The organism is Roseovarius conchicola (genome assembly GCF_041403425.1).
GTDB lineage: Bacteria > Pseudomonadota > Alphaproteobacteria > Rhodobacterales > Rhodobacteraceae > Roseovarius > Roseovarius conchicola.
Genome location: NZ_JBGEHK010000012.1, coordinates 38,631 through 52,330, shown reverse-complemented (window position 1 = coordinate 52,330; position 13,700 = coordinate 38,631). Strand labels below are relative to the sequence as shown.

11 protein-coding genes are annotated in these 13,700 nt (G+C 56.3%); 4 read left to right on the top strand and 7 right to left on the bottom strand.

Annotated elements, in window-relative coordinates; genetic code table 11:
• Position 1 precedes the first annotated feature (1 nt).
• The 7 genes from V6N02_RS21020 to V6N02_RS20990 all read right to left on the bottom strand — a co-directional run bounded on the left by V6N02_RS21020 (position 2) and on the right by V6N02_RS20990 (position 8,844).
• On the bottom strand, positions 2 to 1,483 hold the full coding sequence (locus tag V6N02_RS21020; protein ID WP_371229230.1) for an aldehyde dehydrogenase family protein: 1,482 nt from the start codon (positions 1,481 to 1,483) through the stop codon (positions 2 to 4).
• Positions 1,480 to 2,451: an ABC transporter permease gene (locus V6N02_RS21015; protein WP_371229227.1), complete on the bottom strand. Its 972-nt coding sequence runs from the start codon at positions 2,449 to 2,451 to the stop codon at positions 1,480 to 1,482. Before V6N02_RS21015 ends, V6N02_RS21020 begins: the two co-directional genes overlap by 4 nt.
• 3 nt (positions 2,452 to 2,454) lie before the next feature.
• Positions 2,455 to 4,317 (bottom strand): ABC transporter permease subunit, encoded by a 1,863-nt coding sequence (locus tag V6N02_RS21010; protein WP_371229224.1) that lies wholly within the window; start codon positions 4,315 to 4,317, stop codon positions 2,455 to 2,457.
• Positions 4,314 to 5,816, bottom strand: a complete 1,503-nt coding sequence (locus tag V6N02_RS21005; protein WP_371229221.1) for a sugar ABC transporter ATP-binding protein — start codon at positions 5,814 to 5,816, stop codon at positions 4,314 to 4,316. The genes V6N02_RS21010 and V6N02_RS21005 overlap by 4 nt, the downstream gene beginning before the upstream one ends.
• 6 nt (positions 5,817 to 5,822) lie before the next feature.
• Positions 5,823 to 7,010: a CaiB/BaiF CoA transferase family protein gene (locus V6N02_RS21000; protein WP_371229218.1), complete on the bottom strand. Its 1,188-nt coding sequence runs from the start codon at positions 7,008 to 7,010 to the stop codon at positions 5,823 to 5,825.
• Between the two features lie 31 nt (positions 7,011 to 7,041).
• Positions 7,042 to 7,827 (bottom strand): enoyl-CoA hydratase-related protein, encoded by a 786-nt coding sequence (locus V6N02_RS20995; protein ID WP_371229215.1) that lies wholly within the window; start codon positions 7,825 to 7,827, stop codon positions 7,042 to 7,044.
• A 69-nt stretch (positions 7,828 to 7,896) separates the two neighbouring features.
• The gene (locus V6N02_RS20990; protein WP_371229212.1) at positions 7,897 to 8,844 is read right to left on the bottom strand and encodes a substrate-binding domain-containing protein; all 948 of its coding nucleotides are present in this window, start codon (positions 8,842 to 8,844) and stop codon (positions 7,897 to 7,899) included.
• 108 nt (positions 8,845 to 8,952) lie between these two features.
• Between V6N02_RS20990 and V6N02_RS20985 the strand changes: the two genes are divergently transcribed.
• The 4 genes from V6N02_RS20985 to V6N02_RS20970 are packed head-to-tail and all read left to right on the top strand — an operon-like array spanning position 8,953 to position 13,613.
• Positions 8,953 to 10,809 carry a GMC family oxidoreductase gene (locus tag V6N02_RS20985; protein ID WP_371229209.1) on the top strand — a complete coding sequence of 619 codons (1,857 nt, stop codon included), beginning with the start codon at positions 8,953 to 8,955 and terminating at the stop codon, positions 10,807 to 10,809.
• Between the two features lie 12 nt (positions 10,810 to 10,821).
• Positions 10,822 to 11,844, top strand: a complete 1,023-nt coding sequence (locus V6N02_RS20980; RefSeq protein WP_371229206.1) for a LacI family DNA-binding transcriptional regulator — start codon at positions 10,822 to 10,824, stop codon at positions 11,842 to 11,844.
• Positions 11,837 to 12,412: a DUF1349 domain-containing protein gene (locus V6N02_RS20975; RefSeq protein ID WP_371229203.1), complete on the top strand. Its 576-nt coding sequence runs from the start codon at positions 11,837 to 11,839 to the stop codon at positions 12,410 to 12,412. Before V6N02_RS20980 ends, V6N02_RS20975 begins: the two co-directional genes overlap by 8 nt.
• Before the next feature lie 19 nt (positions 12,413 to 12,431).
• Complete coding sequence (locus V6N02_RS20970; protein ID WP_371229200.1) at positions 12,432 to 13,613, top strand: glycoside hydrolase family 88 protein; 1,182 nt, start codon at positions 12,432 to 12,434, stop codon at positions 13,611 to 13,613.
• Positions 13,614 to 13,700: the final 87 nt, after the last annotated feature.

Here is a 13,700-nt window from a genome sequence, read left to right as displayed (position 1 = left end):
ATCAGCTAATCCAATGCGCGCGGTCGCCCAAGGCGACATGGATGGATTTGGTTTCCATATATTCCTCAACCCCCATCATCCCGCATTCCCGGCCCGTGCCCGAGCGTTTGAATCCGCCCATCGGCTGCTCGGGGCCACCGACGATTGTGGTGTTCACCCAGCAGCGACCTGCGCGCATCTTGCGGATCACGCCAAGCGCTTTGTCGATGTTCTTGCTCCAGACCGAGGCGGCCAACCCGTATTCGGTGTCCAGCGCCAAAGCGGTGGCTTCTTCAACTGTCTCAAAAGTCAACATCGACACAACAGGTCCAAAGATCTCTTCGCGTGCAATCGCCATATCCGGCGTGACACCGGAAAAAACCGTGGGCACAATAAATTCTCCACCAGAGGGCGAGACCGTCTTGCCGCCCGCATCGAGCGAGGCACCCTCGGCTTGCCCTTTCTCGATATAGCTTCGGATTTTGTTGAAATGATCAGGGGTGACAATGGCCCCCATCTGCGTGTCCGGGTCTAGCGGGTCCCCGATTTTCACACGACTGAGTTTTTCGATAAGCCTTGCCTTGAACTCTTCGGCGACAGACGCCTCGACGATCAGGCGCGAACCGGACACGCAGCACTGGCCTGCATTGAAGCAAAGGCCAAAGGCGGCACCGTCAACAGCATCATCAAGATTGGCATCCGCAAAGATCACCTGCGGGTTCTTGCCGCCCAGCTCCAACCCGACTTTCTTGAGGTTGGATTTGGAGGCTTCGAGAACACGCTCTCCAACTGCGGTCGACCCGGTAAATGAGATCATGTCGATGTCCATATGCGTCGATATAGCTTCACCCACCACGGGTCCGGTGCCGGTCACAACATTGTAGACACCCTTGGGCAATCCCGCCTCGGACAGAATGTCCGCAAAGATCAGGCTGGTGGTCGAGGTCAACTCAGACGGTTTCAACACCACCGTGCAGCCAGCCGCAAGGATGAAGGGCAGACGTTCCGCAAGCACGATAAACGGAAAATTCCAGGGCGTGATCAGACCGACCACACCGATGGGCTGTTTGGTGACAAGGCCGATCATCCCCTCACCATAGGTGTTGTGGGTCTCGCCCGTCACCATGCGAGCCATACCCGCGGCGGCCTCATAATGGTCTGCGGCGGCGACAATCTCGGCCTTGGCCTGGCTGATCGGTTTGCCTGTTTCCAGCGTTTCCCAATAGGCCATTTCGTCCAACCGATCCCGGATGCCCTGCGCGGCCTTAATCAGGATGCGCCCGCGTTCGGCACCGGGTGTCTCGCACCAGACCGTTTCAAAGGCATCACGCGCGGCAGACACCGCCTCGTCCACATCGGCAGCCGTGCAGAGTGCGACGGAACTCACCACAACGCCATGACCCGGGCTGATCCGTTCGAGACGTTCGCGGCCAGCGCTCTTTTGCCAGGCACCATTGATGAAGAATTCATTCTCGCGAAGAGTGACGGGGAGTGTCTGTGTCATGTGTCCACCTTTGATGAGTTGGGGCGAAAGCGTTTGATCCAGTTCCGCAGGTTTCCGCTGGAATAGCTGGCCACGGCAATCGCCAGCACGATGCCGATCACGATCCGTTGCCAGTAGGGATTTACGCCCAGAAGATTGAAGGCATTGGCCATCATGCCAATGATCAGCGCGCCGCAAAGTGTGCCAACAACCGTGCCGATGCCCCCCATCAGCGAGACACCCCCGATGGCAGCGGCGGCAATGGCGTCGAGTTCCCAGCCGATGCCGGTGCGCACGGCCTCGCCTGATTGCATACGGGCGACAAGCATGAGACCCGCAAAAGAAGACAGAAAGCCGCTGATCGCATAGGTGACGATTTTCACGCGCGCGACGTTGATGCCAGCAAGCCGCGCTGCTTCTTCGTTGCCGCCGACCTGATAGATCTGTCGCCCCAGATCCGTGTATCGCAAGAACAGCACTGAAATCGCGCAGGCCAGGAAAAACAGGATTGCCGGAACCGGAAGCCCAAGGATGACACCATCCGCGAGCAGAAACAGCTCGTCGGGCAATGTTCCGAAAATCGGGCGGCTGTCCGAATAGGCCATAGCGATGCCGCGCACGATGGCCATCGTCGATATTGTCACGATGATGGGCTGGAAGTTGAAAGCGGTCACAAGGTAACCATTGGCGACGCCGATCAGAATACCCGCCAGCAAGGCCACATGAATGCCGACAATGGGCGGCAATGTGGCGGACAGGCCGGCAATCAGCACCGATGAAAGCGCCACGATGGACCCGACCGAAAGATCCAGCCCGCCACCGATCAGAACAAAGCACATGCCAAGGGCGACAAAGCCCAAAAGCGAGGCCTGTTTCAGGATGTTGGTCAGGTTGCCGAGGTCAAGAAAGGTTGGTGACAGGATGCCAAACACGATGGTCATCAGCACCAGTACGACAACGAAGGGGTATGTCTTGAAGATCTTTGTCATGGCTTATTCCTCCACCGTGATGGTTTTGACGATGCCGAATTCGAGAACGTCAAAACTGCGCTCGATGTCGAGGTCCAGCCGGTACTCCCCGGCTTTAATGGCTTCGAGGGTCGCGACGACTGTGAGCGGTTCGGAAATCTGGCCGTAGGTCCATGCGCGCCGCCCCCAGAACTCGGTGTTCGAGCGCGGGTTCGGCGAGGCTTTGATCAAGCGGAAACCTTTCCAGAAATTGAGGGCCGTCATGATCGAAAAGTCAGCCGATTGGTCGCCATTCGCTTCAAGCGTGATCGTCAAATCGAAACGCTCGCCCAGCTTGACGGTTTCCGGCAGGCTCACGCCGTCAGCGGTCACAATGACAGGCGCGTTTTCAGGGATGCCTCCGGTTTGTGCAACCTCCGCGGCGGCGCGGAGTTGTTCCAGGTACACTCGCCCCTCGCGCGTGGCATCAGCGTCGGGGAAATCGGCCTCAAGCAAAGCGAAGACCTCCTCGAACTTTTCCCCATTGCCGGTTTCCTGCAACAAAACAACGTAGTTTCTGAGAATGTCGAAGCGGAGGTTTTCAGGGATCGCCCCGGATGTGACCTCTTCCAGAAGGATCGCGTAAGAGCTTTCCGCAAGCTCCAGATCGCCGCCGCCCCGGGCAGAGTTGGCAATGCCGATGCGGGACAGCAGCGCATAGTTGCTGTCGGGGAAGCGTTCGATCACCTGTTCATAAAGCGGGATCGCCCGGTGATAGACACGCGTCAGCTCAAGGTTGTTGGCCCGTGTGTAAGGCGCCTTTGCCAGATCAATCTGAAAGAGCGGATAAACGGTTGCATAGAGCGTCCCGTTCAGGATCACCAGAAGCCCAGCCACCGCCGCAAGGGGCTTCACCCAAGTACCGAAGCCCGCGAAAGACGGCACGAAATCCCGCCATTTCAGGCTTGAGGTGCCACGGTCGCTGAGGGCCTGAAGCATCACGGCAAAGATAATGATCGCGCCTTTGGCGACCTGTTGCCAGGCTGGCCCGACACCCAAAAGATTGAACAGGTTCGCAACGATCCCGATGATCAACGCGCCGACAAAGGCTCCCCAGACAGACCCGCTGCCGCCCCGGATGGAGGTGCCGCCAATGACGACTGCGGCAATTGCGTCAAGCTCCCAGAAGATACCCGCCTGCCCCGGTTCGCCCGATTCCATGCGGCTGGTCAGAACCAGTCCCGAGAGCCCAGCGAGCAGAGCACAATAAAGATAGGTCTTGAATTTGACGCGGCTGACATTGACCCCGGACAACCGCGCGGCGGTCTCATTCGCGCCAATCGCATAGACTTCACGGCCAAAGACGCGCCAGCGCATGATGTACCAGGTGAGAATGGTGAGACCCAGAAAAATGATCGACGCCACCGGAACGCCAAAGACAACGCCCCGCGACAGGATCATAAAGACGTCCGGGTAATCTGCATAAACCGGCTGGCCACCAGTATAGACCAGGCCGGCGCCGCGCGCGATTGTCATCAGGACAAGCGTCGCCACAAAGGGTTGCAGCCCCAGCCAACTGACCAATGCGCCATTGGCAAAGCCAACGGTCAGGGCCACAAGCAAGGGCACGACCAGAAACAGCCAGAAGGGCGCATCCGCGACCCAGAAACTGGCCGCGACCGCCCCTGTCAACGCCACCACCGACCCGACAGACAGATCAATGCCACCGCCGATAATGACAACGTTCATCCCAATTGCGATGATCCCGATCAGCGAGGCTGCCCGGATCACATTCATGATGTTTTCCAGTGTCCAGAAGTGCTCGGACACCAGACTCGCCACAACGATCAATGCCACAAGGATGACAAAGTTTCCCCGGGACACGAATGTCTTTACTGCGTCCATCATTGGGTTGCTCCCGCTTCGGATTTGCCCATGGCATTCAGCATGATCCGGTTGAGATCATAGTCGCCGCGCGCGTAGCTGTTGGTGACGTGTCCAAGATGCAAACAGACGATACGGTCACAGACCCGGATCAACTCTTCGATCACCGAAGAGATGATGATGACCGAATTGCCTTGCGCGGTGAGATCCCAGATCAGATCGAAGATGGCCTCTTTCGCGCCAATGTCGATGCCTCGGGTCGGCTCATCCAGAAGGTAGATGTCCGTTCCGGCCCCTAGTAGCTTTGCCAGAACCACCTTTTGCTGATTGCCACCGCTCAGATTGCCGACCGGCTGCGACAGGCTGGCATATTTCACAAACAATCGCTCGCAGAGGTCCTTTGCCGCCGCGTTCTCCTTGCGCAGATTCAAGCCCAACAGTCCAACATGATCGGATAGTGAAGACAGGGTCGCATTCTGCCCTATGGGCATCGATAGGACCAAACCCTGTGTTTTGCGGTCTTCCGGTGCCAGCCCGAGGCCGTGATCAAGCGCGTTGCGCGGATTGGATATACGGGTAACAGACCCGTTGATCTCTATAGTTCCGGCATCAAGGTTATCGGCCCCATAGAGCGCCCGCACGAGTTCTGTGCGCCCCGCGCCCATAAGACCGGCAATCCCGAGAACCTCGCCACGATGCAGGGTCAGATCAACATTGTTGATGTCCGGGGCACGCGTGAGGCCGCGCGCCGTTAGCACCACTTCGTCCATCTTGACTATCTTTCGGTGACTGTCGTCATATGTCTCAACCGCATGGCCCAGCATCATCTCTACCAGACCGGCTTCGTCGATCTGGTCAATATCAGCGGCCCCGACATAATCGCCGTCCCGCAGCACGATGAGCCGGTCACAAATCTCGAAAATCTCGTGCAAATGGTGGGTGATCAGAATGACGGCGATGCCTTCGGCCTTGAGCGAGCGCACCAGATCGAACAGGCTCTCGACCTCTTCCTTTGACAGCGATGCAGTTGGCTCATCCATGATGAGCAGCCGCGACTTGCGGCTCATGGATTTCGCGATCTCGATCAGCTGCTGCTCAGCAACGCTCAACTCTCCTGCTTTCGCATCCAGCGAGGCGGTCAACCCGAGGCGTGCCAGAATTTCCTTGGCCTCTTTTCGCATCGCAGGCCAATCTAGGATGCTACCCTTTTTCTTGAGGTGCCCCAGAAAGACATTTTCAACAACGGATAACTCCGGCACGATCATCAGCTCCTGATAGATCGTACAGATCCCGCGCATCTGAGCATCCAGCGGACCATCAAATGTCACGGGTTGGTCATCAAGACGCAACTCACCTTCATTGGGCTCGATGGCCCCTGCGAGGATCTTCATCAACGTGGATTTACCAGCGCCATTTTCGCCGACAACGGCCACGACTTCGCCAGCGTCAATGTTAAAGTCCACATCCTTGAGCGCCTTGACCCCCGGATAGAACTTGCTGACGCTTCTAGCTTCCAGAAGCATTTCTGTTCACCCCAACCCTATTGCGCCCTTCTTGCAAAGCGCGTCCTGTTCTTCTTGGCTCAATCCTAGGTCGGTCAAGACTTCACTGGTTTGCGCCCCCAGTTTCTGTGGTGCCAAGGTGACCGGAGCCGTTTGGCCATCATAGCGCACCGGGTTGGCGACCAGCGTGATCTCTTCGCCTGTCCAGGCCTCGACCTTCATCAGATCGCCATTGTGAAGCTGCTGCGGATCTTCGGCCAGATCGTCGTAGTCGTTGACTTGCGTAAACCAGATATCCCGTGCCTCGAAAATCTCGGCCCATTCTGCGAAGGTCTTTGTCTTAAGCTTTTCGGCAAAGAGCTTCGAGAACTCTTCGCGGCGGTCGAAGGCTTCACTCTGTTTGGCCTCAATCTCACCCTCGGCACCTATCGCTTCAACCATCAGCGGCAAGTTCCCCAAGGATAAACCGATGTAGCGATCCGCGGTCTGGTAAATGCCGTAGGGGGCTTCGTGATACCAACTGCCAACGTGGCCGGGTTGTTGCGCGCTTTCCGGCTTTTCCCCGTTGAAGTAACACACCAGCGATTCCGCTTGCAAGTTTAACGCGGCAGAGAAAAGGTTCACGTCGACCCGTCCACCTTTGCCGGTTCGGCCCTTTTTCACTAAGGCACCCAGGATACCTGCGGCAAAGATCATCGCGCCGTGGTGGTCAATCGCGGAGGTGCCGACCAATCGCGGCACTTCGCCCTCCTTGCCGGTGATCCAGGCCAGCCCCGAAAGCGATTGCGCGATCATATCCTGACCGGGCCGATTGACATAGGGACCGTCCGGCCCAAATCCGCTGGCTGAGGCAAAGATCACCTCAGGGTTGATCTCCTTCAGCGTTTCGTAGCCCAGGCCCAGTTTTTCCATTACACCGGGCCGGAAGTTCTCGGCGACCACGTCCGCACTCGTTGCCAGCTTTTTGGCTATTTCCAGTGCTTCGGGGTCTTTCAGGTCAAGACAAACGCTTTTCTTGTTTCGATTTGCGACAAGCTCCAGGGTGGTTTCTCCACCGGCTTTCTTGGCATCGCTTCCGCCCCAATGGCGTTGGAATGCCCCCTTGATCGGTTCAATCGCGATCACCTCTGCGCCCAGATCGGCAAGGAACTGGATGCCCAGAGGCCCCATGAGAAAGTGGTTGAAGCTGACGATACGAATGCCATCGAGTTGCATGGTCTGGTTCCCTGTTCCTGTGTGCCGTTTCTTATTCATCAACGAATTTGGGCGCGCGTTTTTCGAAGAAGGCGGTTAGGCCCTCTTTTTGGTCCTTGGTTGTAAAAGCCAAGGCGATGTTGCCGCGCTCGCGCTCAAGGCCCAAAGACAGTGGCAATTCATCTGACGCCCTTACCGCATCTTTCGCAAAGCCAAGGGCCTTTGCCGAGTGGCGCGCGACGAGTTGTGCAATTTCCTGAGCGCGGCTTTCGCAGTCTTCATGCGCAACAACTTCTGACACCAGCCCCATGGACAGCGCCTTTTGTGCGTTCACAGGCTCTCCGGTCAGGATCATTTGCATGGCGGCGTATTTGCCGGCCACACGGCGCAAACGCTGCGTGGCACCGTCACCGGGAATGTGACCCAGTTTTATTTCGGGCTGTCCGATCATTGCCTTTTCCGAGGCAACAACAATGTCACAGAGCATGGCCAGTTCGTGACCGCCACCCAGACACATCCCGGTCACGGCGCCAATCATTGGAATACGCGTGGTTTCCAGAACTGCCCAGTTCTCCATCCGCGTTCTGTTCTGGATGGCGTCGATACCATCTGCTTGCATCTCTTTGATATCAGCGCCCGCAGAAAAGAAATCCGGACCGCCGGTCAGAATGATGCAGCGAATATGACCATTCGCTTCCGCGGCGCGTACTTCATCTGCCAAAAGCTGCAACATCGTGTTGTTGATCGCGTTGCGTTTGGCAGGACGGTTAAGTCGCAGACTGATGATGTGATCAGACAATGCTGCGCTTACGACTGCGGGATCGGCGTCGTTGTTCATGACAGTCTTCCAAAGGTTATTGAAAAGCAGGCCCCCGACTTGCACGGGGGGCCTGTGAGTGACACGCTCTTAGCGAACGTACTGGGAATCTGGATCGTAAAAGTCGCCGACGTTTTCAGACGTGATGACAGGCGTTTCGGTGATGATCCGCTTTGGTACGGATTCGCCTTTCAGGATACGGACAGCCATGTCCAGCCCCAGGGCGCCGCCAGTCGCATAGATGGCCGTGGCCTGCAGCCAGCCTTCTTGGATGGCTTCGAAAGCTTCACGCTGGCCATCAACACCGACCAGGAATACCTCGCCCGGCTCATAACCCGCTTCTTTCAACACGTTGATCGCGCCAAGGATCATCGGGTCGTTGTGGGCATAGATAACCTGGAATTCGCCTTTGTACTTGGTCAGCCAGTCTTCCATGATCGGAATGGCAGGGGCGAGGTCATAGTTGGCAGGCTGCGCATCAAGACGCGTCGCATTGCCTTCGATCTGCGCTGTGAAGCCTTCATGGCGCTGAATTGTCGGCGTCGCCCCTGGAATGCCCTCAAGCTCCAGATACTTGAAGCCATCGGGCGCATTGGCGGCAGTGTATTTGCCCAGCTCTTCACCGATCTGCAGATTGTTGCCGCCGATGAAGACGTCGTAGTTTTCACCAACAACCTCGCGGTCTAGAACAACAAGCGGAATACCAGCAGCTTTAATCGCATCGACCGCTGGTACCAGCGCCTGCGCTTCACGAGGACTCATCATGATGAGGTCCACGCCGCGCGAGATCAGATCTTCGATGTCAGCGATCTGTTTTTCGTTCGAACCGCCAGCATCGGTATAGATGAACTCCTTGATCTCGGGGTAATTCTTGGCCTGCGCTTCGGCGGATGTCACCATATAGGCGCGCCACGGGTGATCCATCGTGTCCTGGCTAAAGCCGATCGTCCAACCCTCTGCGACGGCAGACCCAGCCGCCAGAGCCAGACCCAGTGTTGCAGCTGAAACGAACGACAGTAGTTTCCGTCTATTAATCATGGTTTCCTCCCTTAGGAATTTGATGTGCGCCCTGTCGCCCGCTTGCTTTTACCGGTTGGCACATGATGTGCCCCCAAAAACTTGCAAGCGAAAACGAATCGACCTGACGTGGCAACCCTAGCAATTTCCAAAACCCCGTCAACCAATTTAATAAATAATTTACTAAATTTATCCACACGAAAACCCACCATAATAAACAAATTGTTGCATGTTTTCGTGGATTGGTTCGTTAAAAACGAAATCCATCATAAAATATTTACTAAATTTCTTGCGCGACTCGGAAAGAGTTTTTATATGTCTAGTGAGCGAATAGCGACGGGAGGCGTGTTGGAGATGTACGACTACATCATTGTTGGTGCGGGTTCGGCGGGGTGCGTATTGGCCAATCGGCTTTCGGCAAACCCGGACAACAAAGTTCTGGTTCTTGAGGCTGGCGGTCCGGACAGGGATCCGATGATTCACATGCCTGGCGGGTTCGCCATGCTGCAAAAACCCAGTGTGAATTATTGCTATTCCACCGCGCCCCAGAAGCACCTCAACAATCGCGAGCTCTGGTTTCCGCTGGGCAAGACACTTGGCGGATCAAGTTCGATCAACGGGATGATTTATATCCGGGGCCAGAAAGAGGATTATGACAAATGGTCTGAGGCGGGCAATACCGGCTGGTCCTATGAAAACGTGCTGCCCTATTTCCGGCGCGCCGAGAACAACGACACTATTGCAGACGAATACCATGGCACGGATGGCCCGTTACGGGTCTCGAACCAGCGCTCACCGCATATCATCTGCAAGGATTATATCCGTGCGGCACAGCAGGCCGGACACAAGCTTAACCCAGATTTCAACGGGGATGATCAGCTTGGCACTGGACTCTATCAGGTCACCCAGCACGAGGGCCGCCGCGCGTCCGCCGCTGTGGCTTACCTGCATCCTGCGATGAAGCGTCCCAACCTCACGGTGATCACGCATGCACAAAGCAAACAGATCATTCTGGAGAACCGCCGCGCTGTCGGCGTCAAATACACAAAGGGCGGCAAGGTTGAGACGGTCCGATGCGACCGAGAGGTTCTGGTCACCTCGGGTTCGATCAACACAGCAAAACTGCTCTTGTTGTCCGGGATCGGCCCTACCGATGAACTGAAGTCACATGGCATCGACATGCAGCATCACATGGATGGGGTCGGCAAGAACTATCAGGACCATCTGAACACCTATGTCGTGTGTGACCTGCAAAAGCCGATTTCCTACGACGGGCAGCACAAGTTCCCCAAAAACATCAAACACGGCATCCAGTACGCGCTTTACAAAACCGGGGCGCCAACGTCCCCCGTGGCCGAGGGGGGCTGTTTCATCGACGTGCACGGCACCGGACGCGCCGATCTACAGACACATATTTTGCCAGCCTATGTAGTGAACGGCGCGCGAACATTCGTTCCGGGCCACGGGTTGACGATCAACACCTGCCATATGCGACCGACCAGCCGGGGCGAAGTCACGCTGCGATCCGCGAATCCGGCTGATATGCCGGTGATCGATCCCAACTACCACGATACCGAATTCGACCGAGATATGTCCGTTCAGGCCGTGAAACATGTCCGGGAGATTCTGGCGCAACCGGCCATTGCGCAGCATATCAAGCGCGAAAAATACCCAAGCCAAGACGCAAAAACACCCGAACAGATCCTGGCCTATGCGCGAGAGTTCGCATCGGTTGATTATCACCCCGTTGGCACATGCAAAATGGGGACGGATGATATGGCGGTTGTCGATCCAGAATTGAAAGTACACGGGCTTGAGGGGCTTCGTGTCTGTGATAATTCGATTATGCCTTACCTCAACAGTGGAAATACCAACGCGCCTGCTATTATGATTGGCGAGAAGGCAGCAGCTATAATTTTGGGTGAACCGCCTCTGCATCAGGAGGTTCCGAAGAGAACCTATTATCCTGCCGTTGAACCAGCATAGCGAGGCGTCAGGATGGCGGGATCAAAGAAAATTACACTTCGGGATGTCGCGCAAATGGCGGGTGTTTCACCCGCCACCGTGTCGCTTGTTGTTCAGGGGAAGGGCAACCTGAAGGATGAGACCCGCCAAACCGTGATCGAGACAATCGAGGCCTCGGGGTATGCTCGCAAGGCTCCAGTTGTGCGCAACGCGAAAGGCTCGCAATTCGCACTGGTTGTCGATGATATCTCCAACCCCTACTTCCATAAGCTTTATGAGGGGCTCGACAAGGTGTTGGCTGATGCGGGTGCCTACACATCCATTCTGTCGTCCCACGATTCGATTCCACGGCAGCAAAAGCTCCTGTCCGATCTTTGGAACTCTGACATTGCAGGTGTGGTGCTCGTTCCGGCCACCGGGACTACGCATACCGACCTTGAGGAATTCGAGAACCGCCGCCGCCCTCTGTTCATGGCCGTGCGCCGGATCGGCAAGACACCTTTCGACTACGTCGGCGCCAATCCGATGGTTGGCATGCAGATTGCGACCGAACACCTCGTATCTCTTGGCCACAATAAAATCGGCTTTGTTGGCGGCTACCAAAAGAACTTCGCCTATTCCGAGCGCTACGCTGGCTTTGCTTCTTCACTGATGAGCCACCGACTGGTCCTTGAACCGGAATACATACGCAACGGTGGGTCGACCCGCGACTTTGGCCGCGCGGCGGCAGAGGCCATTTTAGCGCAAGACAATGCGCCATCAGCACTCATCGCCTATAACGATCTCGTCGCCATAGGCATCATGGACGCCATCAGCGCGATGGGAATGACCGCTGGCAAGGACATCGCCGTCATTGGGTACGACGACATTCCGGAAGCCGCGCTGCAACCTGTTCCGCTGACCTCGGTGGCGACACCGGCTGCGAAGCTTGGCGAGATGGTCGGACAGGCGCTGCAAAATTGGTCCCTCGACCGAAGCGACGGCAACCCGCTGGATATCACTTACCCGCCACGTCTGATCGTGCGCGAAAGCTGCGGAGCAAGCCAGAATGGCTGATTTCTCTGCGGGTTCATGGCTCAACGATCCTGCCGATTGGGCGATCAAGAATGGCACCTTGAGTGTCACAACTGCGGAGCAGAGCGATTTCTGGCGACACACGCATTACGGCTTTGTGCGTGACAACGGGCATTTCTGGCAACTTCCCGCACCAGAATTCTTCACAGCCACGCTGACCTTTGAAGGCGACTATGAGACGCTCTACGACCAAGCGGGTCTGATGCTGCGTATCGACGAAAAGAACTGGGTCAAATGCGGCATTGAGCATTCGGACGGAATGACCAATTTCTCGATTGTCGTAACACGGGGGAATTCTGACTGGTCCGTCATCGGCCAGCCTCTTATCTCTGGCCCGCAGACGGTTCGGATGACAGTGGCAAACGGCGCGATCATCGCCCATTTCTTGACGCCGGACGGGACGTGGCGTCTCATGCGCGTTGCCGACTTTGCGATGACCAGCGCTGCCAGAATCGGTCCGATGGCATGTTCCCCCGAACGGTCAGGCTTCAAGGCGCGCTTCCTCGATCTCACAATCTCCTCTCCAATCGAAAATCCGCTGCACGGATAAAAATAGAAAGACAGTAAACATGTCAAACACAGTGGCTCCACATATCAAAAAAGCACTCGACCTGATCGCCAAAAAGACGTTGCAAGACGAAACAACAATCGGCGCGGCCTTTCCCTATGTGACCCATCCGGATGGATCATGGGATACCATGTCAGTGAGCATCTCTGCGGGGTATTCCGGCGAAAACTGGAGCCACGGTAACTGGTTTTGTGGGTTCTGGGTCGGCATGCTGCTGACAAGCTATCTCCACACCGGGGACGAAAAATATCTCAGGCTCGCCTCGGATCGCATGGTGTTGGTTGAAGAGCGTGCAAATGACGGTAACACCCATGATATTGGGTTCATCTTTCTTAGTTCAGCCATGCCGTTCTACCGCATCACCGGCGATGAGCGCCATAGGGCAACAGCACTGCGCGCCGCCGACAAGCTGCGCTCACGGCTGGTTGTCACTGACCGGGGGTCTTACGTCTCTTCCTGGGGGCCAATGTCCGATCCACGTGGTCGTGCGGCTTCGGCCATCGATACAATGGCGAACATTCCGCTCCTCTATTGGGCGGGTAAGGAAGCGGACGACGCCAGCTTTCGGCTTGCAGCTGAAGAACATGCGAAGATGACGATGCTTTCGTTCAATCGTGACGACAACACCCAGTTTCACGCAGTGGAATACGACACAACCACCGGGGAACGGTTGCGCGGATATACGTACCAAGGGGCGCATGATGACAGCTATTGGTCACGCGGCACCGGCTGGGCAGTGATGGGGCTTGCTGTGACGGCTGCCAATTCCGGCAACGTCGGTTACTTGTCGCAAGCAATTGCAATCTCCGAGAAATGGTTTGATGCGCTCGGTGATAAAGCGGTTCCGCCATACGACTTTGATGCCACAGGCAACGGCGTACCCGAAGACTCCGCCGCAAGCGCCATCATGGCCGCAGGTTTGCTGGACCTGGCCGATCTGCACCCGGAAGAAGCCATTGCCGCCCACTGGCGTGGAAAGGCGGAATTCCTGATCAAAGGTCTCTGCGAGGACTACTTGGCGACCGAGGACAACCATCGCGGCATTCTCAAGCACGGCTGTTACTCAGAACCTCACAAAATCGGTCCTGATGCCGCCGTGATGTTTGGGGATTACTTCTTCGCTGAAGCCCTGAATCGGATCGCGTTTCCCGGACAATTCATCGAGAAGTATGAGAAGCTTTGATAGCTTCTAAATGGCCAAGTAACCTGGGTCAGCGAGCATTGCATTAGCCAAAGCGAATGCTCGCTGCGTCCCGCAACCTGAAAACTC

Excerpts from the sequence above, each read along its gene's own strand:
- V6N02_RS21005 (WP_371229221.1), bottom strand. The coding sequence starts at position 5,816 with ATGCTTCTGGAAGCTAGAAGCGTCAGCAAGTTCTATCCGGGGGTCAAG.
- V6N02_RS20995 (WP_371229215.1), bottom strand. The coding sequence starts at position 7,827 with ATGAACAACGACGCCGATCCCGCAGTCGTAAGCGCAGCATTGTCTGAT.
- V6N02_RS21015 (WP_371229227.1), bottom strand. The coding sequence starts at position 2,451 with ATGACAAAGATCTTCAAGACATACCCCTTCGTTGTCGTACTGGTGCTG.
- V6N02_RS20975 (WP_371229203.1), top strand. The coding sequence starts at position 11,837 with ATGGCTGATTTCTCTGCGGGTTCATGGCTCAACGATCCTGCCGATTGG.
- V6N02_RS20990 (WP_371229212.1), bottom strand. The coding sequence starts at position 8,844 with ATGATTAATAGACGGAAACTACTGTCGTTCGTTTCAGCTGCAACACTG.
- V6N02_RS21020 (WP_371229230.1), bottom strand. The coding sequence starts at position 1,483 with ATGACACAGACACTCCCCGTCACTCTTCGCGAGAATGAATTCTTCATC.
- V6N02_RS20980 (WP_371229206.1), top strand. The coding sequence starts at position 10,822 with ATGGCGGGATCAAAGAAAATTACACTTCGGGATGTCGCGCAAATGGCG.
- V6N02_RS20970 (WP_371229200.1), top strand. The coding sequence starts at position 12,432 with ATGTCAAACACAGTGGCTCCACATATCAAAAAAGCACTCGACCTGATC.
- V6N02_RS21000 (WP_371229218.1), bottom strand. The coding sequence starts at position 7,010 with ATGCAACTCGATGGCATTCGTATCGTCAGCTTCAACCACTTTCTCATG.
- V6N02_RS21010 (WP_371229224.1), bottom strand. The coding sequence starts at position 4,317 with ATGATGGACGCAGTAAAGACATTCGTGTCCCGGGGAAACTTTGTCATC.